General features: G+C 68.9%; 14 protein-coding genes, 1 rRNA gene and 1 riboswitch. Of the genes, 9 read left to right on the forward strand and 6 right to left on the reverse strand.

From position 1 onward, the window contains the following. Nucleotides 1–16 precede the first annotated feature (16 nt). Nucleotides 17–133, forward strand: a 5S ribosomal RNA gene (rrf, locus tag IM25_RS08465). Nucleotides 134–276: 143 nt separating this feature from the next. Next, nucleotides 277–807 (forward strand): putative immunity protein, encoded by a 531-nt coding sequence (locus IM25_RS08470; protein WP_033096939.1) that lies wholly within the window; start codon nt 277–279, stop codon nt 805–807. Here IM25_RS08470 and IM25_RS08475 read toward each other — a convergent pair. Further along, on the reverse strand, nt 804–2,183 hold the full coding sequence (locus IM25_RS08475) for a M1 family metallopeptidase (protein WP_065995954.1): 1,380 nt from the start codon (nt 2,181–2,183) through the stop codon (nt 804–806). The two genes, IM25_RS08470 and IM25_RS08475, sit on opposite strands and share 4 nt — an antisense overlap. Next, the gene (locus tag IM25_RS08480; RefSeq protein WP_065995955.1) at nt 2,150–6,055 is read right to left on the reverse strand and encodes a Pls/PosA family non-ribosomal peptide synthetase; all 3,906 of its coding nucleotides are present in this window, start codon (nt 6,053–6,055) and stop codon (nt 2,150–2,152) included. Before IM25_RS08480 ends, IM25_RS08475 begins: the two co-directional genes overlap by 34 nt. Before the next feature lie 165 nt (nt 6,056–6,220). Beyond that, a riboswitch (SAM riboswitch) is annotated at nt 6,221–6,338 on the forward strand. 68 nt (nt 6,339–6,406) lie between these two features. Here IM25_RS08480 and IM25_RS08485 point away from each other — a divergent pair. Beyond that, nucleotides 6,407–7,720: an aminotransferase class V-fold PLP-dependent enzyme gene (locus tag IM25_RS08485; RefSeq protein WP_065995956.1), complete on the forward strand. Its 1,314-nt coding sequence runs from the start codon at nt 6,407–6,409 to the stop codon at nt 7,718–7,720. Nucleotides 7,721–7,928: 208 nt separating this feature from the next. Further along, a complete protein-coding gene (locus IM25_RS08490) occupies nt 7,929–8,546 on the forward strand; it encodes an LLM class flavin-dependent oxidoreductase (protein WP_084294985.1) in 618 nt (205 codons plus the stop codon). A 62-nt stretch (nt 8,547–8,608) separates the two neighbouring features. Here IM25_RS08490 and IM25_RS08495 read toward each other — a convergent pair whose 3' ends face one another. The 3 genes from IM25_RS08495 to IM25_RS08505 form a co-directional block, all read right to left on the reverse strand. Beyond that, nucleotides 8,609–9,139 (reverse strand): winged helix-turn-helix domain-containing protein, encoded by a 531-nt coding sequence (locus IM25_RS08495; RefSeq protein ID WP_006550528.1) that lies wholly within the window; start codon nt 9,137–9,139, stop codon nt 8,609–8,611. Between the two features lie 218 nt (nt 9,140–9,357). Then, nucleotides 9,358–9,831, reverse strand: coding sequence for a YbaK/EbsC family protein (locus IM25_RS08500; protein ID WP_006550527.1), 474 nt, complete (start codon nt 9,829–9,831; stop codon nt 9,358–9,360). A gap of 104 nt (nt 9,832–9,935) precedes the next feature. Further along, a complete protein-coding gene (locus tag IM25_RS08505) occupies nt 9,936–11,144 on the reverse strand; it encodes an RNA-guided endonuclease InsQ/TnpB family protein (protein ID WP_033096937.1) in 1,209 nt (402 codons plus the stop codon). A gap of 117 nt (nt 11,145–11,261) precedes the next feature. Between IM25_RS08505 and IM25_RS08510 the strand changes: the two genes are divergently transcribed. Further along, nucleotides 11,262–12,092: a crotonase/enoyl-CoA hydratase family protein gene (locus IM25_RS08510; RefSeq protein WP_065995957.1), complete on the forward strand. Its 831-nt coding sequence runs from the start codon at nt 11,262–11,264 to the stop codon at nt 12,090–12,092. A gap of 68 nt (nt 12,093–12,160) precedes the next feature. Here the strand turns inward: IM25_RS08510 and IM25_RS08515 are convergent, their stop codons facing one another. Next, on the reverse strand, nt 12,161–12,652 hold the full coding sequence (locus IM25_RS08515) for an inorganic diphosphatase (protein ID WP_006550524.1): 492 nt from the start codon (nt 12,650–12,652) through the stop codon (nt 12,161–12,163). Nucleotides 12,653–12,914: 262 nt separating this feature from the next. Here IM25_RS08515 and dacB point away from each other — a divergent pair, with 262 nt between their 5' ends. From dacB to hpt, 4 genes are read left to right on the forward strand one after another with little or no spacing between them, the layout of a single operon-like run. Next, entirely contained in the window at nt 12,915–14,258 is a 1,344-nt protein-coding gene (gene dacB / locus IM25_RS08520; RefSeq protein WP_019290202.1) for a D-alanyl-D-alanine carboxypeptidase/D-alanyl-D-alanine endopeptidase, read from the forward strand. Further along, nucleotides 14,255–15,304, forward strand: coding sequence for a zinc-dependent metalloprotease (locus IM25_RS08525; RefSeq protein ID WP_033096982.1), 1,050 nt, complete (start codon nt 14,255–14,257; stop codon nt 15,302–15,304). Before dacB ends, IM25_RS08525 begins: the two co-directional genes overlap by 4 nt. Further along, the gene (gene tilS / locus IM25_RS08530; RefSeq protein ID WP_065995958.1) at nt 15,280–16,329 is read left to right on the forward strand and encodes a tRNA lysidine(34) synthetase TilS; all 1,050 of its coding nucleotides are present in this window, start codon (nt 15,280–15,282) and stop codon (nt 16,327–16,329) included. The genes IM25_RS08525 and tilS overlap by 25 nt, the downstream gene beginning before the upstream one ends. A 12-nt stretch (nt 16,330–16,341) precedes the next feature. Then, on the forward strand, nt 16,342–16,896 hold the full coding sequence (gene hpt, locus IM25_RS08535; RefSeq protein WP_006550520.1) for a hypoxanthine phosphoribosyltransferase: 555 nt from the start codon (nt 16,342–16,344) through the stop codon (nt 16,894–16,896). Nucleotides 16,897–17,094 lie beyond the last annotated feature (198 nt).

Consider the following 17,094-nt stretch of genomic DNA (forward strand, 5'->3'; position numbering starts at 1 on the left):
TATTGTTTCATAGAGTTACGGCGGTCATAGCGACAGGGAAACGCCCGGTCCCATTCCGAACCCGGAAGCTAAGCCTGTCTGCGCCGATGGTACTGCACTCGACAGGGTGTGGGAGAGTAGGACACCGCCGAACACCCGTTACCGAAGACCCCCAACATTGTTGGGGGTCTTCGGCTTTGAGGAGGGGAGCCGCTTTCGCGGGTCCCCGTTTTTCGTACGCGGACATTCGGTCGGGCTATGCTCGGATACGTGGGGCGGAACGGGCCGGCGACAAGCGTGACCGGTGATTTCGAACTCACCATGGACGAACTGCGGGCGGTCGTCCGATACGTGACGGAGAGTGCACAGGACGTGCTTCCCGTCTTCGAGGAATCCGTGCCCGAGGACCGTCGTCCACGTTCAGCACTCGATGCGGCGCGAGAATTCGTCGACGGTGCGCGACGAACGAGACTCCAGCGCGTCGCCGCCTTGGATGCTCACCGAGCTGCGAAGGATGCACCGACGGAAGCGGCTTCCCTCGCCGCGCGGTGTGCCGGCGATGTCGCCGCGGCTGCCTATCTGCACCCGATCGCGAAGGCCACTCAGGTCGGGCACATCCTGCGTACCGCTGCGAGTGTCGCTCGCATCGCCGAACTCCGTGCGGGCGGAGACCCGACGGCAGCTGAGGACTCGCTCGACGACGCCCGGCGCCGTGCGACCCCCGTGGTGGTCGACGTCCTGTCCAGATATCCGATCGCCCCTACCTCGAGAAGTCGTGTCGGACAGTTGATGAGCGCACTGGATGCATCTCTGCGCCCTCGGAACTAGGCGGTCGGTGCCGGGGGAAGCTCTCGCGTGCTCAACCACGCCTCCCACAGCGGCCGGAGCGAGACGTCCGAGAAACGTGCGGCGAGATCCTTGAACTGCGCCGTCGTCACGTTGCCGTGCCGGTGTTCCGCGGTCCACGTCCGTAGGAGGGTGAAGAACGGCTCGTCGCCGAGCTGCACTCGCAGGGCGTGCAAAGTCAGTGCTCCGCGCTTGTAGATGCGGTCGTCGAACATGTCCTTCGGGCCCGGATCCTCGAGCAGGATGTCCTGCGGCTTGCGGGCCAGACCCCGGTGGGCGTCGAGCGCATGTGCATGCGCCGACCTGCCGCCCGAGTTCTCCGACCACAACCACTCCGCGTAGCACGCGAATCCTTCGTGGAGCCAGATGTCGCACCAACGGTTCAGCGTGAGGCTGTTGCCGAACCACTGGTGCGCCAACTCGTGTGCGACGAGCCGTTCCTCGCGGCCGGTGCCGTCGCAGAAGTTCGCGCCGAAGATCGACAATCCCTGTGCTTCGAGGGGGATCTCGAGGTCGTCGTCGGTCACCAGAGCGGTGTAGTGCGCGAACGGGTACGGGCCGAACAGGCGCGTGAACAACTCGAGCATCTCGGTCTGGCGAGCGAAGTCCCGATCGAACGCCGCGCGCAACCGAGGCGGATGGATGCCGTACTGGGGCACGGGTTCGTTTGAGAGGGTGCGTATCTCGTAGTGCCCGGTCTGGACCGTGGCGAGATAGGTCGCCATGGGTTCGGGTTGCTCGTAGACGCGGGTGGTGCGACTCGCCTTCGTGGTCTTGTGCACGAGGGTGCCGTTCGCGATCGCGACGAACGGAGCGTCGGTGGTGACCGCGATGCGGTAGGTGGCTTTCGAACCGGGATGGTCGTCGCAGGGGAACCAGGTGGGTGCGCCGTTGGGCTGACTCGCGACGAGCGAACCCTCGTCGAGTTCTTCCCAGCCGACCTCACCCCACATGGTCCGCAGTGGGGTGGGGGTTCCCGAGTACTGCACACCGAAGACGAGGACCGCCCCGGCAGGGAGTTTCTCGGCGGGGGGGACGGTGAGCTTGCCGCCACGATGCGCGAACTTGGCGGGACGTCGCCCGTTGACGGTCACCTTCGTGACTCGCATCGACTGCGCGAGATCGAGCGAATACTTGGCGCGCACGTCCGTAGTCGTGGCGATGATCTTCGCCCGGCCGTCGAGCCGATTGGACACGACCTTGTAGGTGAGTTCGAGTTCGTAGCGGGAGGCCCGGTAGCCGCGGTTCCCGCTCTCGGGCAGATAAGGGTCGAGCGGCCGGTCCGCGGCGACCGGCGCGACGGGCTTGGCGGCTTTGATGGGCTTCACCGCGGCGACCAGTCGTTCGGCGTGGTCCACGGCGTGATCGGATTGCCCTGCCAGCGAGTGGACGGCGGGACGACGTCGCCGCGCATCACCAGCGAGGCCGGGCCGACGGTGGCACCGTCGCCGATGCCCGAGGCGGGCAACGCGACGCATTGGGGGCCGAGCGTGGCGCCGGCGCCGAGGGTCACGGTGTCCATGGACATGATCCGATCATGGAACAGGTGGGTCTGTACAACGCAACCGCGTTCGACGGTCGCACCGTCGCCCAGGGACACCAGGTCGGCCTCGGGCAGCCAGTAGCTCTCGCACCACACACCGCGCCCGATCCTCGACCCCAGCGCGCGCAGCCACAGGTTCATCACGGCGGTGCCCGCCGCGGCCCGGGCGAACCACGGTGCCGCCACGGTCTCCACGAAGGTGTCGGAGACCTCGTTGCGCCACACGAACGAACTCCACAGCGGGTGCTCGACGCGTCCGATCCGACCGACGACGAGCCATTTCGCGATCACGGTCACGAGGCACGCCACGGCTCCGGCCACCATGAGCACGAGACCGCCCAGCAGCGCAGCGGCGAGATAGCCCCAGTGCACGGCGAGGGTGTTGAGTGCGAAGAGCACACCGAGCCCGATGCCGTAGGTGACGACCATGGGCACGAGCCGGAAGGTCTCCACCGCGCCGCGCGCGATCTTCAGTTTCAGCGGCGGTGCGAAGGTGCGGCTCCCGTCGCTGTCACCGCTTGCGCGCCGCAGGCGCACCGGGGGACTGCCCAGCCACGACGAGCCGGATTTCGCCTTCTCCGGAGCCGCGGAGAGCACCGCGACGAGCCCGTGCTTCGGGACGCGCCGCCCCGGCGCCGCCATACCCGAGTTGCCGAGGAAGGCACGCTTGCCGACCTTCGCATGCGAGATGTACAGCCACCCGCCGCCGAGTTCGTAGGAGGCGACCATCGTGTCGTCGGCGAGGAACGCTCCATCGGCGACCTTGGTGAACTTGGGAACCATCAGCACGGTCGACGCCTCGACGTCCTTACCGATGTCGGCGCCGAGCAATCGGAGCCAGATCGGGGTGAGCATCGACGCGTAGAGCGGGAACAGGAAGGTGCGCGAGGAGTCCATGAGGCGCTCGGTGAACCACACCTGCCAGCCCACGCGGCTGCGCACGGGATGCCAGCCCTCGGTCATCCCGACGGCAAGCAGTCGCACGGCCGTCAGGGTGAGCAGGGCGAAGACGAACATCGTCAGCAGCGCCGCGACGGGCAGCATCGCCAGGGAGTGCACCACGGCGTCGGAGACGGTGGGGGTGTCGTGCACCCACCACACGAGCAGCGCGACCCCGGCGGCGATCGAGACGACGGGCAGGCCGCCGAGCAGGATCGACGACAGCGCGTAGACCGGCACCCACCTGCCGCCCCGCGGCGGTGTCGCGGCGGGCCACGGCCGGTCGGCCTTGCCGGCCTTGCGGGCGGGGGAGCCCGACCAGTTCTGCCCGGCCTTCACGCGACCGAACACCGCGGATCCGGCCTCCACTTCGGCGTCCTTACCGATCCGCGCGCCGGGGGCCAGGAACGAGCGGGCGCCCACCGTGGCGCCGGCACCGATCCGGATGCTTCCGATGTGGACGAGGTCGCCGTCCACCCAGTAGCCGCCGAGGTCCACCTCCGGCTCGACGGCACACCCGTCGCCGAGTTCGAGGAGACCGGTGACCGGTGGAAGACTGTGCAGGTCGACGTCGCGGCCGACCTTCGCTCCCAGCGCCCGCGCGTACTGCCGCATCCAGGGAGCGCTCGAGATGTTCACGGCACCCACGGCCTCGGACAGTCGCAGAGCCGTCCACAGCCGGAGATGGACGCTCCCACCGCGTGGGTAGCTTCCGGGCTCTATGCCGCGCAGGAGCAGACGCGAACCCGCGACGGAGATCGCCATGCGCCCGACGGGCGTGAGGAACAGCAGGACACCGAGCGCGACCCACCACCACGACAGGGTGACGGTCCACGGCACGTCGACGACGAGCGCGACGACGTTGTTCAGGATCGCCAGCCAGGTCACCCACTGCAGTCCGGTGAGGGTGGTGAGGACGGCGGTCACGGCGATCTGCCCGAGCTGGGCGAGCCGCGGCACCGGGGTCACCTCTCGCGGTGTCGCCGCTTCCGTCGGCGCGAGTTCGTCGAGGTAGACGGCGAGCGATCCGAGCCTCGGGTGGTCGTACAGTTCCGCGACGGTCATCTCGGGATACCGACTCCGCAGCGCCGTGACGAGTTGCGCCGCCGCGAGGGAACCACCGCCGAGTTCGAAGAAGTCGTCGTCGACGCCCTCGATCCGGGCGCCGAGGATGTCGGTCCACAGTTCGGCGACCCATTCGGCGGTGGGATCGAGACCGAGTGCTTCCACCGAGTCGGCATCGGCGCCGGGCAGCGGCCACGGCAGAGCGTTGCGGTCGACCTTGCCGGACGTGCGGGTGGGCAGTTCGTCGACGAGCGCGAGTCGGGGGACGAGCGCGGCCGGGAGTTGTTCGGACAGCAGGTCGTGGGCCGACGCGATGTCGAAGTCCGGATCGGTGGAGGCGAGGTATCCCACGAGGATCGAATGTCCCGCGGCCGTCTTGCGGACCGCGCACGCACCGCCCGCCACGCCGGGCAGGTTCTGCAGTGCGTTGTCGACCTCGCCGAGTTCGATGCGGCGGCCACCGATCTTGACCTGGTCGTCGGCGCGTCCCTGGAACAGCAGACCGGCGCGGTCGAGCGTCACGAGATCACCGCTGCGGTAGGCGCGGTCCCAGCCGAGCGTGGGCATCGGAGCGTACTTCTCGGCGTCCTTCGCCGGATCGAGGTAGCGCGCGAGGCCGACACCACCGATGACGAGTTCACCGGTCGCGCCCTCCTCGACGGGGTTGCCGTCGGCGTCCACGACGGCGAGATCCCATCCGTCGAGGGGCAGGCCGATGCGGACCGGTCCGGTGCCGTCCATCAGCGACGCGCAGGCCACGACCGTCGCCTCGGTGGGGCCGTAGGTGTTCCACACCTCGCGTCCCGGAACCGCGAGACGTTCGACGAGATCGGGTGGGCAGGCCTCGCCACCGAAGATGAGCAAACGCACCGCCTCGAGGGCTTCGGCCGGCCACATCGCCGCGAGGGTGGGCACCGTGGAGACGACGTTGATGTTGCGCGAGACGAGCCACGGCCCGAGGTCCATGCCGGAGCGGACGAGCGCGCGGGGCGCCGGAACCAGGCAGGCGCCGTGCCGCCAGGCGAGCCACATCTCCTCGCACGAGGCGTCGAACGCCACGGACAGCCCGGCCAGGACCCGGTCGCCGGGACCGAGCGGCTCCCCTTGGCAGAACATTCGCGCTTCCGCGTCGACGAAGGCCGCCGCATTGCGGTGGGTGACGGCGACACCCTTCGGTGTTCCGGTTGAACCGGAGGTGAAGATGATCCACGCGTCGTCATCGAGGTTCGGGCCCCGCACCACCGGGGTGCCCGACGGCGCGGCCGTGCCCGGTCCGATGCCCTCGTCCGTGACGATGGCGGTGACCTGCGCTTCCGAGAACACGAGTTCGGCCCGCTCGTCGGGATCGTCGGCGTCGACGGGGACGTACGCGGCGCCCGCGGCGAGAATGGAGAGAATCGTCACATACAGGTCGCTGCGCCCGGAGGTCATGCGGACCCCGACCCTGTCGCCGGCCCCGACGCCCGCGTCGTTCAGCGCATACGCACCGGCGATCACCGCCTCGACCAGTTCGGCGTATTCGAGGACCGTCGCGCCGTCGTCGATCGCGGGGGCGTCGGGATGTGCTTCGGCAGTGCTCCGCAGCAGGTCGACGAGGGTGCGGGCGGGTGGAGCGTGCGACGCGCGGAGGAACTCGTCGGGGATGGGGGACCGGCCGACGGGGGTCGAGGTTATGGCTGGCAATTCCGCGGGTCCTTCTGCTCGATGGTGCTTCCGGTTATCTCACGTCCGGGTGGACGGCAGGTGAACGTTCGGCGCGCAGAACGCGTGTCGGCGTCGTGCGGTGCCGGGCGACGCGGAGCTGTGCGGGGTTGACACGGCCCGGTCGTCCTGCCATTCTCTTCGCCAGGTCATGAGTACCAGCGTCAAGCCCCGGCTAGCTGGTCGGCAACCCTCCAACCGCGGTGGGGTGCTCCGGGTGACGACCGGGCCGTGAATCCACTACCGGACACGGCAAGCGCGGACTCCGCCGGCGACGAGAATTCTCCGTCGTAGGCGTCACCGGCGGGTCCCCGAGTACACAAGGGATTTGTCATGACTGCTGTAGCCACCACCACCTGCATCGCTCCCTTTGCCACCGTTTCCGGCTGTGACGTGCAGGTTCCGCTCGTCCAGGGGGGTACCTGCACCTATGCGAACTTCGACTACGCGGCGAGCGCACCGGCGCTGTCCGCCGTCACCGACCGCATCACCGAGCTGCTGCCCTTCTATGCGAGCGTGCACCGCGGCGCCGGATACGCTTCGCGGATCAGCACCACCGCCTACGAGGACGCCCGCTCCTCCGTGTCGCGCTTCGTCGGCGCGGCCGACGACCAGGTCGTCGTCTTCACGCGCAACACCACCGATTCGCTGAACCTGCTCGCGAGTGCGGTGCCCGGCGATGTCGTGGTGCTCGACATCGAGCACCATGCGAATCTGCTGCCCTGGAAGAACTCTCGCATCGTCGAGGCTGCGGACACCGTCTCCGAGACGGTATGGCGTCTCGCGGTCGAACTGCAGCGCGCACCCGCGGCCCTGCTCGCCGTCACCGGTGCTTCCAACGTCCCCGGTGAGGTCCTGCCGATCGCCGAACTCGCCGAGCTCGCACACGCTTCCGGTGCCCGGATCCTCGTCGACGGTGCGCAGCTCGTGCCCCATCGCCGTGTCGATCTCGTCGAGCTCGGTGTGGACTACCTCGCCTTCTCCGGCCACAAGCTGTACGCGCCGTTCGGTGCGGGAGTGCTCGTCGGCCGCCGAGACTGGCTCGACGCCGCCGAGCCGTACCTCGCCGGTGGCGGCGCGGTGCGCGAGGTGCGCCTCGATCACACCGAATGGTCCTGCGCCCCTGCGCGTCACGAGGCCGGCACCCCCAACGTGCTCGGCGTCGCCGCCCTTGCCGCCGCGTGCGATGCGCTCGCCGGTTTCGACGCCGACGCGGTGATCCGTCACGAGGAGGCCCTGTGCGCCCTGCTCGTCGACGGTCTGCAGGCCATCGACGGCGTGGAAGTGCTTCGGCTGTGGAACGATTCGGCCGACAGTGTCGGGATCGTCACCTTCACGGTCGACGGCTACGAGCCCGGCCACGTCGCCTCCTATCTGTCCGCCGAGTACGGCATCGGCGTCCGTGACGGACGCTTCTGCGCCCACCCGCTGCTCGCGCGGGTCGGTCGTGCCGGCGGAGCCGTCCGGGCGTCGCTCGGACTCGGCAGTTCGTCCGACGATGTCGAGCGGCTCCTCGGAGCGCTCCGGTTGCTGGTCGAGAACGGGCCGACGTGGGTGCACGCGAAGACCGCCGGCGTGTGGAACCCCTCGCCGGAGACGCGTCCCGGCCTCGGAGCGACCGACGGCGACGCATCTCCGTGCGTCTAGCGGTCGACAATTCCCCATAGGATCAGTAGGGTAATTCGCATGGGACGGACGAGGACGATCGCTGCGGCACGCTGGTGCCGTCGCCATGTCGACCTCTGCCGTACGGCATCGGGAATCTGTCCGGACTGAAGGTCTTCTCCCTCACAGTCTTCCGGCTCACAGGCCGATCCCTCCGTGCCGCTCCGCGGCCCGTACCGAGAGGGATCCCATGTCCGTCGCATCCACCGTCACCCCTGTATCCGCAGACCCGGCCGTCGTCGAGTCCGCCGCGATCCGGCCGTTGCGCGTCGCCGTCGAACTCACCGGTCACTCCGGGCCCGACTACTGGGCCGACCTGACCCTGGGACGTGTCGGCGCCCCGCCGCTCGACCTCAGCGCCGATGTATCCAACGTCGTGCGGGTGCGTGCCGCCGACCTGCGTGAAGCAGGGAAACTGCGCGACCGCATCCGCGCAGAGGCCGCCGAGGAGGGCCGCGATCCCGATTCGGTCACGGTGCTCGTCGACGTCGAGATCGTCCTCGCCTCCGATGCCCGCACCGCCCGCACCCGGCGCACCCGCCCGGAATCGACTCGCGGGGAGGCCGGCACGCTGTCCTATTTCGGAACGCCGCACGGTCTCGCCGGGCTGATCGCGGACATCCATGCCGTGCAGGTCGCCGACGGCGTCACGCTGATCCCGCTCGCCGCGCCGTTCACCGTCGAGCATCTCGTCGACGGAACGCTGCCGTGGCTGGAGTCGCGCGGCCTCGTCGAGGTCTCGCCGACCGTCGTCGAGGTCCTGCGCCGGTTCGGTGAGGGCGCTCGGACATCCGTGCGCGCTTCCTGACACGCATCGGTATTGCGAAGGAGGGGCAGGAGTTTCGACTCCTGCCCCTCCTTCGCATGCGTTCACGCCGTACGGCGGTCGAGTGATTCGACGACGTGTACGCGCGGATCGGGATCGAACCGGTAGCCCGACCCGCGGACAGTGGTGATGATGTTGCCGAAACGTCCCAGCTTGGAACGGATCCGGGAGACATGGACGTCGACACTGCGGTTGCCGCGGTCGGTGTCGAAGTCGTCGTTCTCCGAGTATCCGGCGCCGAGCGGCCTCAATGCCGCGCGGGACACCACGACGCGGGGCCGACGCACCAAGTGCGCGAGGATCTCGAATTCGCTGTGACTCAACTCGACCCGCTGATTGTCGAGCACCAGCCCGCGGGCCGGCAGATCGATGACCAGAGGGGTCGGGCCGGGGCTGAGAAGAGTGTGGGTGCGCGCACCCGGGAGCAGATCGAGCGCGGTCTCCCGCAGAGCATCGGCGAGGGCGGCGAGATCGCCCGCCGACCCGGCGTTCGTGTCCGAGATCTGCACGATGAGAACGAGTTCGGGGGAATCGACCGAGCTGCCGGCCGGGTTCTCGATGGAGGACGTGGTCATGGAAGGGCTCCGCTGGTCGGAAGGTGAGCGGCGCCGGGGAGGCAACTACCCGCAGCAGTGCGGCGCCGGAAAAGAGGAAGGGATGGTGCGGATCTCAGAACGCACAGAGGCACGAGCGGGTACGACACAGGTCGACATGCCTGCGGCTCCACGCTCGGACTGTCACGACGGAAAGTGTACCCGGATGGAGATGCCGGTGTACCGGTAGGTGGACGGTCTCAGTCCACGTCGACGTCGATCGCCGCGGTGATGCGCATGAGCTCCGAATAGACGGTCCGGAACAGTGTGTTCGGGCATCCACCCGACGCCCACAGATCCGGGTGGAGCTGCAGCGCACGGTCGATGTAGGTGGGCAGGTTCGTGGGATGACCGAGCGGTGCGACGCCACCGAGCGGCTGGCCGGTGACCTCCGTGACCAGGTCGGAGGAGGCCGGCACGAGTTCGCCACCGAGCCGCTCGCCGGTCCGCTCGACCGACACGCGATGCGCCCCGGACACCAACAGCAGGATCGGGTCGTCATCGAGCAGGAAGACGAGCGACTTCACGATCGCGCCCACCTCGACACCGACCGCGGCGGCGGCCTGCTCAGCGGTGTGCACGGTCTCCGGCTGCTGGACGATCAGACCGTGATGGCCGCGGGCGATGAGCGTGTCCGAGACGCGGTGGGCATTCGGATGCAGCGACCTGGTCATGGATCAAGAGTAGGAAAATCGCCGCCGGATGGGCGCGGTTCCGAGGACGCGTCGTCGTCGTGTCGTGTCGTGGGGTGGCTCGATACAGTCCGTACGTAAACAAGTTACCCTTCGGTATTAACGCCTCTCCTGCCAGAAGGCAGGAGATTCCCGGCTCGGACCGCAACCGAACCACCCAGGAGGTGATCCGCCTGTCTGACGTCGTCGACACCGGTGTGGCCACGCTCCGCCACAGCCAGAATCACTCTGGCAGCGTTCCGGTCCCGGCATGCGCTGTAGTCGCAGGCCGAGCATCGGAAGGTTCGTTCGCCGAGTTCGAGGCGTTGCTTGGCTCTCGCGAAACATCTCGAACACGTCATCGACGTGTATGCGGGCCGTACCAGCACCACCTTCCGGCCGGCCCGCGTGCCCTGCTCGACGAGTTCGCGCTTCGCAGCGCCGATCGCGGCGTCCGCCGCTTTCCTCGCCATCGTGGATCGGGCGAGGAACTGGGGGCGGAAATCCTCCACGGCGATCAGTGCGTGGTGTGCGACCACCCCGCGCGCCCACATCCGTGCCTCGTGCTGGTTCCGCCGAGCGGCCTTCTTCTGCACCTGCGACGCACGTTTGCGGGCTCGCCGGTATCCGTTGGACGGTCGGCTTCCCTTGGGTCTGCGTCGGCGAGCCATGGTTCGTTGCGCCTTCGCCAGCTCCGCCGCGCAACGCTTGCGATGACCCCGGTGCGGCAGGTCGAACCGCTCGTCGGTGGTGGTCGCCGTGTGGGTCACTCCCCAATCGACACCGATCGCCGAACCAGGCGGCGCCGGAGCCGGAGGTTCGGTGCTGCGGGTGACGACGAACGACGCGTACCAATCTCCGACCGAGTCGCGGGTGATGCGCACACTCGACGGTTCGGATGGCAGTTTCCGCGACCACACCACCGGAATTGTGACGCCCTTCGGCAAGCGCAATCGGCCTTCCTGGATCCGGAAGCTGCGACGGGTGTACTCGAGAGTCGGCGACGTTGCCTTCCGGGACTTGAACTTCGGGCGGTTGCGTCCTTTCACCGCGAACGACGAGTCGAGCGCACGAGCGTAGGTCCGCAACGTCTGTTGTTGAGCGACCTGGGAGCCGGCCCGCAACCACGCCGATCGTCTGCGCGTCTCGGTCAGCTGTTTGCTCAGCTTCCCGGAAGTGGGTCGTGCGCCCGTCTTCTGGAGGTGCACGGCTTCGTTCCACAGGAACCTGCAGCGATGCCATTCGTCGAGCAGCGCGCGTTCGGCGTTGCTGCCCGCACGCAACCGGAAGTTGTAACGCACAACCTCGACCCCCATGCCCGGGCACGCTATCGACGCCCACCGACAGATTCCGTCGTCACCATCACAAGCCCGACCCTGGAAGGAGGACGGCGGTTCTCACCCTTGTGAGGGCCGAGAGCCGCCGAACACACAATGTCCGATCTCTCGCCTTGGAAAGCGTTCACCGTCGAACGCAAGGATCACGTCGCACAGGTCACGCTCATCGGCCCCGGCAAGGGCAACGCCATGGGCCCCGACTTCTGGGCGGAATTGCCCGTCCTGTTCGGTGAGCTCGACGCCGACCCCGAAGTCCGCGCCGTCGTCCTCGCCGGTTCCGGCCGGAACTTCTCCTACGGCCTCGACCTCGTCGCCATGGGCGGCAGCCTCGGCGCCGTCGTCTCCGGCAAGGCGCTCGCGAAGCCGCGCACGGACTTCCACACGTTGATCAAGAACATGCAGGCGGCCATCACGGCCGTCGCCGACTGCCGCAAGCCGGTCGTCGCCGCGGTCCAGGGCTGGTGCATCGGCGGAGCGGTCGACCTCATCTCCGCCGCCGACATCCGCTACGCGAGCGCCGACGCGAAGTTCAGCGTCCGCGAGGTCAAGGTCGGAATGGTCGCCGACGTCGGCACCCTCGCCCGGCTCCCGCTCATCATCGGCGACGGTCACGTCCGCGAGCTCGCGCTCACGGGCAAGGACATCGACGCCGCCCGCGCCGAGAAGATCGGTCTCGTCAACGACGTCCACGACGACGCCGATGCAGTGCTGGCCGCCGCTCACGCGACCGCCGCGGAGATCGCCGCCACCCCGCCGCTCGTCGTCCAGGGCATCAAGAACGTCCTCGACCACACGCGCTCGCCGCAGGTCGACGACAGCCTCCGCTACGTCGCGGCGTGGAACGCGGCGTTCCTGCCGTCGGAGGACCTCACCGAGGCGATCACCGCCGTCTTCGAGAAGCGCCCGCCGCAGTTCAAGGGCGAATAGACCCCGCAGACGACGGATCCCCCGGACGATCGCATCGTCCGGGGGATCCGCGTTGTACAGGCTCGGTGTCAGTGCCCGCCGTTGTTCTTCAGGCGCTCGACCGACGCGGTCACCTCGGCCTCGGCCTCGGCGCGACCGACCCAGTCGGCGGCCTCGACGTGCTTGCCCGGCTCGAGATCCTTGTAGTGCACGAAGAAATGCTTGATGGCGTCGAGCTCGAACTGCGAGACGTCGCTGATGTCCTGGACGTGATCCCACCGCGGGTCGCCGGCCGGGACGGCCAGGATCTTGTCGTCGCCACCGGCCTCGTCGACCATCTTGAACATGCCGACGGGGCGGGCCTCGACGATCACGCCGGGGAAGACCGACTCGGGCAGCAGGACCATGCAGTCGAGCGGATCGCCGTCCTCACCGAGGGTGTTCTCGATGTAGCCGTAGTCGGCCGGGTAGCCGAACGAGGTGTACAGGTAACGATCGAGCTTGACGCGTCCGGTCTCGTGATCGACCTCGTACTTGTTCCGCTGTCCCTTGGGGATCTCGATGGTGACCTCGAACTCCACGCCTTGCCTCACTTCGTCGGTGTTTTTCCGGCGGATACGACATCCGTATCTGCGGTGATGGTCCGCAGAGAGGATAACGGTCGCGGCGCTAGGCTGGAGGTGCAGGTACCGGGGCCCCGAGTGCGTCACAGCAGTGTGCGGCCGGCAGCGGGAAGTGCGGGTAGCTGGTCGACCAGTGTGTGCAGGATGCAGCGGAGGCGTGTTGACGGGGCAGGGCGGCAACAAGAAGCAGGGTTCACTGGCAACCAGGCGACGACGGAACATGAAGATCCTCTTCGGGATCTGGGGAGCGGGTTTCCTCGCTCTCGTCGTGGGCGGAGCCTTCGCGATCTACGACGTGCGGGCGTCCGCCGGCGCGGTCGTGCTCCCCGCACCGGCACCGGTGATCGCGACCCCCGCGGTCGCCGCGGTCTCGCCCGACGCTCCGACGCCCGACCCGACCTCGCTGGCGGCGGCACTCGACCAGGCGGTGAACAATCCCGGCCTCGGTGACTTCGCCGGGTCGATCACCGACCCCACGACCGGCACGGTGCTGTGGTCGAAGGACGCCGATCGCGCGCTGATCCCGGCCTCCACCACGAAGATCCTCACCGCCGCGGCCGCCATGCTCGTGCTGCCCTCCGATCATCGGATCACCACGCGTGTCGTCGAGGGTTCGAAGCCGGGGGAGATCGTCCTCATCGCGGGTGGCGACCCCACCCTCTCGGCGATGCCGCCCGGCGAGGAGAGCTTCTACCCCGGTGGTCCCCGCATCGCCGACCTCGCCGAACAGATCCGGCGCAGCGGCACGACGGTCGAGACGGTCCTCGTCGACACGAGTCTGTACAGCGGGGATCCGCTCGCGCCGGGCTGGTTTCCCCAGGACGTCGGCGACGGTTACGTCGCACCCATCGAACCGGTGATGCTCGACGGCGCCCGGTCGAACCCACTCGAGGACGAATCGCCTCGCAGCGCTACGCCCGCCCTGGACGCCGGTCGTGCACTGGCGACGGCGCTCGGTGCCGACCCCGCGCGGGTAGCGCTCGGATCCGCCTCACCCGGTGCGGCGCCCATGGCGTCGGTCCAGTCGGCGCCACTCACTGTGCGTCTCGGTCAGATGCTGCGCCGATCCGACAACGTCCTCGCGGAGACCATCGGACGGGAGGTCGCCGTCGCGACGGGCAACGAGCACTCGTTCGAGGGCACGACGAAGGCGGTGACCGGTACCCTGCAGCAAGCGGGTCTGGACGTCACCGGTGTGACGTTGCGCGACGTCAGCGGGCTCTCGGTCGAGAACCGGATCCCTGCTCGTACGCTCGATCGCGTGATCTCCGAGGCGGCCGGACCGAACAGGACGGAGCTGCGGCCCATGCTCGACTATCTTCCCGTCGCCGGAGCGACCGGCACGCTCGCCGACCGCTACGGCACCACGACCCGTGCCGGAGCCGGATGGGTGCGGGCGAAGACCGGCACTCTGACCGAGGTCAACGGACTCACGGGATACACCGTCGACTCCGACGGCCGCGTGCTGTCGTTCGCTCTGCTGTCCAACGGCCGGTCCCCGAGCGAGGCTCGGCCCGCCCTCGACGCCGTGGCGTCGGTACTGCGTGAGTGCGGTTGCCGATGACCGGCAAGGAGCGGGCACTCGGCGACGCGATCGACTGGTCGTTCGCGGCCGGGGTCGGCGTGCGCCTCACCCGCTCCGAACCCGCGATGTCGCGGTACACCCGCGATGCGGTGCAGGACGAGTTGTTCTCGGCCGCCGCGCGCGCCGAGGGACCGGTGCGCGAGCACACGCGTCTCGACGACGGAACCGAGCCGCCGCCCGCGCAGGTCGTCGACCGGCCGGGCTGGGTACGTGCGGCCGCGGCGTCGATGGCCGACCTCACCGCGACCTCGGGCGAGGATCCGGCCGGCTCCTCCCTCCGCTGGGTGGGCAAACCGGCGGGCGCGCAGGCCGGCGCGATGCTCGCCTACCTGTCGTCCGCGGTGCTCGGACAGTACGACCCGTTCTCTCGTTCGCTGCTGCTCGTCGCGCCCAACGTCGTCGCGGTCGAACGCGCCCTGAAGGTGCCGCCCGCCGACTTCCGGCTGTGGGTGTGCCTGCACGAGGTGACCCACCGCGTGCAGTTCGCACAGGCACCGTGGATGGCCGAGCTGATGCGCGAGGCCGCCGCCGACCTCGCCACCGCGGTCGACGAACCGATGGGCGACGTCGCGACCCGCGTGGTGTCGGCGGTGAAGGACCTGCGCACTCCCGGCGACAAGGCGATGTCGGAGCGGGGCATGCTCGGTGTCGTGCGGGCGCTGCAGGCACAGTCTCAGCGCGAGTCGTTCGATCGGATCCTCGCGCTCGGAACGCTGCTCGAAGGCCACGCCGATCATGTAATGGACGGTGTCGGCCCGGCCGTGGTCCCGTCGGTCGCGCGGATCCGGCGGGCGTTCGACAACCGGCGGCACCGCAACAGCAGCCCGGTGCATCGCCTCATCCGGCTCGTCCTCGGCATGGACGCCAAGATGGCCCAGTACGTGCACGGCAAGAAGTTCGTCGACGCCGTCGTCGCGAAGGTCGGCACGGACGACTTCAACGCCGTGTGGTCCGGTCCGGACGCCCTGCCCACCCTGACGGAGATCGACCATCCCGATGCGTGGATCGCGCGGGTGCTGAGCTGATCGTGGCTTCACCGTCCAACGATCGTCCGCTGCTGCCCGAAGCCCCGGCGATCCACGAGGTGCGCCTCGCCGTGCGGGCCTGGCTGGGCGCGCACCCGGCCGACGCGGTGACCGTCGCGTTGTCGGGCGGGGCCGATTCCGCCGCCCTGACCGCCGCCGCCGTCGCGGAGACCGAGGCGGTGCACGCCGTCGTCGTCGATCATCGCCTCCAGTCCGGTTCCGAGGTCGTCGCCGCGCGGGCCGCGGAGTTCGCCCGGGCCCGCGGCTGCGCGACCGTCATGGTGGTCGGTGTGGACGTCACCGGTGGGGGAGGCCTCGAGGCCGCCGCGCGCGCGGCCCGCTACCGGGCGCTCGACGAGAACCGCGACGACCGGACCGTGTTGCTCGGGCACACCCTCGACGACCAGGCCGAGACGGTGCTGCTCGGTCTCGGCCGCGGATCGGGGCTGCGTTCGATCCGCGGGATGGCCCCCTTCGCCCCGCCGTGGGGCCGGCCGCTGCTCGGCGTGCGCCGCGACACGACCCGCCGGGCGTGCGACGAACTCGGCTACCGCCCGTACGAGGATCCGCACAACACCGACGACCGGTTCACGCGCGTGCGTCTGCGCCGTGAGGTACTGCCGCTGCTCGAGGATGTGCTCGGTGGGGGCGTCGCCGAAGCCCTCGCGCGCACGGCCGGGCAACTACAGGACGACGGCCACGCCCTCGATGTCTGGGCCGGCGACCTGCTCGCGACAGCGCGGCGCGAGGACGACCTGCTCGACACCGACACTCTCGCGGCGGCTCCCGCCGCAGTACGACGCAGAGCCCTCCGATCGTGGCTGATCGATCACACCGTCACGCCGAACGAGACGATGCTGCGGACGGTCGACGATCTAGTAGCGGCGTGGCGCGGACAGGGCCCGGTCGCTGTCGGACGGGGCCCGCGGACGGGGACGAGGTTGGTGGTGTCGCGTCGGCGTGGCACGCTTGCCGTGGAGTACGTCGACCGGGCGAAGGTCCGGGCGACCGGCAGCAGAAGGTAGGGAAGGACCCCGGTGTACGAGAACGACATAGCGTCGGTGCTGATCTCCGAAGAACAGATCAAGGAGCGGACCGCAGAGCTGGCGCAGTCGGTCGCCGAGCGTTACCCGGTGGGTGCGCCGGAAGGCGATCTGCTGCTCATCGGGGTGCTCAAGGGCGCCATCTTCTTCATGACCGACTTCGCGCGCGCTCTGCCGATCCCGACGCAGATGGAGTTCATGGCCGTAAGTTCGTACGGGTCGTCGACCTCGTCCTCGGGTGTCGTGCGCATCCTCAAGGACCTCGACAAGGACATCGCCGGTCGCAACGTCCTCATCGTCGAGGACATCATCGACTCGGGTCTGACGCTGTCGTGGCTGCTCAAGAACCTCTCGACGCGCAACCCCGCGTCGCTCGAGGTCGTCACGCTGCTCCGCAAGCCGGAGGCCGTGAAGATCGACGTCGAGGTCAAGGACGTCGGATTCGACATCCCGGACGAGTTCGTCGTCGGCTACGGACTCGACTACGACGAGCGCTACCGCGACCTGCCCTACATCGGCACGCTGGATCCCAAGGTCTACAGCAGCTGACCTCCGGTCGAGCCGCGTCGTGAGGTCCCCGGCCCGGGGAACTCCGGTTCCGTCCCGATCGTTGTCGATTACGACGTATTCCCGGTGTCGGCTCCGGCCGGTGCCGGGGCGACCGCTCGTTGCTACGCGGTAACCTTGCGTTGCCTGGTCAGTGACCGTCGCGGCGTGCGGCCACCCCGGGCGCGAAGCGCCGCGACT

It is taken from the genome of Rhodococcus sp. p52 (assembly GCF_000763325.2).
Lineage (GTDB): Bacteria > Actinomycetota > Actinomycetes > Mycobacteriales > Mycobacteriaceae > Rhodococcus > Rhodococcus pyridinivorans.

Excerpts from the sequence above, each read along its gene's own strand:
- IM25_RS08485 (WP_065995956.1), top strand. The coding sequence starts at position 6,407 with ATGACTGCTGTAGCCACCACCACCTGCATCGCTCCCTTTGCCACCGTT.
- IM25_RS08490 (WP_084294985.1), top strand. The coding sequence starts at position 7,929 with ATGTCCGTCGCATCCACCGTCACCCCTGTATCCGCAGACCCGGCCGTC.
- IM25_RS08495 (WP_006550528.1), bottom strand. The coding sequence starts at position 9,139 with ATGACCACGTCCTCCATCGAGAACCCGGCCGGCAGCTCGGTCGATTCC.
- IM25_RS08500 (WP_006550527.1), bottom strand. The coding sequence starts at position 9,831 with ATGACCAGGTCGCTGCATCCGAATGCCCACCGCGTCTCGGACACGCTC.
- IM25_RS08505 (WP_033096937.1), bottom strand. The coding sequence starts at position 11,144 with ATGGGGGTCGAGGTTGTGCGTTACAACTTCCGGTTGCGTGCGGGCAGC.
- IM25_RS08510 (WP_065995957.1), top strand. The coding sequence starts at position 11,262 with ATGTCCGATCTCTCGCCTTGGAAAGCGTTCACCGTCGAACGCAAGGAT.
- dacB (WP_019290202.1), top strand. The coding sequence starts at position 12,915 with ATGAAGATCCTCTTCGGGATCTGGGGAGCGGGTTTCCTCGCTCTCGTC.
- IM25_RS08525 (WP_033096982.1), top strand. The coding sequence starts at position 14,255 with ATGACCGGCAAGGAGCGGGCACTCGGCGACGCGATCGACTGGTCGTTC.